The 241-nt window shown below is 41.5% G+C and carries 1 protein-coding gene; it reads right to left on the bottom strand.

The features are described 5' to 3' along the window. Positions 1 to 232 (bottom strand): transposase (locus tag GNY06_RS15610; protein WP_317163753.1); only part of this gene is annotated, 232 nt, incomplete at its 3' end. Positions 233 to 241 lie beyond the last annotated feature (9 nt).

Genomic DNA, 241 nt, shown 5'->3' with positions numbered 1-241 from the left:
GGTTATTGCCCCAGCGAATATTCTGGCTGTCCATAATACCAAGCGATGGCTCTGATTTTTGTCCTAGTTTTACTCGAAATTTGCCTCGTAAATGTTCCAACACTAGTTCGAATTGCCCCATATCTGCCCACTTTTTATAATAATAGTACACCCGTTGCCACTTGGGGAAATCTTGGGGAAGCATACGCCATTGACAACCTGTTTTAACAAGGTAAAGAATACTGTTCCAAATAATCCGTAG

Origin of the sequence: Elizabethkingia argenteiflava, from assembly GCF_009904105.1 — a bacterium.
Classification (GTDB): Bacteria; Bacteroidota; Bacteroidia; order Flavobacteriales; family Weeksellaceae; genus Elizabethkingia; species Elizabethkingia argenteiflava.
The sequence above is the reverse complement of the archived record's forward strand: the minus strand, read 5'-3'. Positions and strand labels throughout refer to the sequence as shown.